This is a genomic window from Streptomyces sp. C, assembly GCF_000158895.1.
GTDB classification, from domain to species: domain Bacteria; phylum Actinomycetota; class Actinomycetes; order Streptomycetales; family Streptomycetaceae; genus Streptomyces; species Streptomyces racemochromogenes.
In genome coordinates this window covers 67346-68251 of sequence record NZ_GG657752.1, presented here as the reverse complement: position 1 = coordinate 68251, position 906 = coordinate 67346, and the positions used below count along the sequence as shown (strand labels likewise).

1 pseudogene is annotated in these 906 nt (G+C 80.8%); it reads left to right on the top strand.

The features are described from left to right. Window positions 1-906: pseudogene (locus SSNG_RS42785) on the top strand (hypothetical protein); the annotation flags it as partial.

Genomic DNA, 906 nt, shown 5'->3' with positions numbered 1-906 from the left:
GCCCGTCCGGGGGCCGCGCAGGGCGCTGCTCGGGGTGCCGGGCGGCGGGCCCGGCCCTTCGCCGCTGCCGGAGTGCGACGGGGCGCCCGCGTACGCGGGGCTGCCCGAGCTGCTGGCGGCCGCGGCGGACGGGCGGCCGGTGCCCGAGCTGGTCCTGGCCCGCCTGCCGGAGCCCGCCGCCGACGCGGAGCTGTACGGCCGGGGCGTGGCGGCGGCGGTGGACGAGGTGCGGGAGCTGGTGGGTGCCTGGCTCGCCGAGGAGCGGCTGGCCGGTTCGGTGCTGGCCGTCGTCACGGGCGGCGCCGAGGAGGTGCTGCCCGGGGAGGGCGTCGCCGATCTCGTGGGGGCTGCCGTACGCGGCTTCGTGCGCTCGGTGCAGGCGTGGCTCGCCGGTACGGGCGGGGGCCGCGTCATGCTGGTGGACGTGGACGACAGCGACGCGAGCCGCAAGGCCCTGGTGCGGGCGCTGGGCGGCGGGGAGCCGGACCTGGCCCTGCGCGACGGGGTCGCGTACGCGCGGCGGCTGGTGCGGGCGGAGTGCGTGGTGCCCGGGGCCGGCGCGCCCACGGGCGGGCCGGGAACGGTGCGGCTCAGCGGCGCCGTGGAGGGGCCGCGGGCGCGGGAGAGCGCCCGGCACCTGGTGGAGGCCTACGGCGTACGGCTGGTCGGGCCCGGCGAGGAGGCGGCCGCGGTCGTGCACCTGAGCGGTCCGGACGGGCCCTCGCTGGAGGCGTCGGTCGACGCCGCGCTCGCGCTGGACGGGCATCCGACACCGCTGGCGTTCGTCACCACCGTCGGGGCCGCCGTCGGTTCGGGCGGACCGGAGTGCGAGGCGGTCCTGGGCGCCTTCCTCACCGCACTGGCCGCCCGCCGCCGCGCGGCCGGACTGCCCGCGGCCGTACTGGG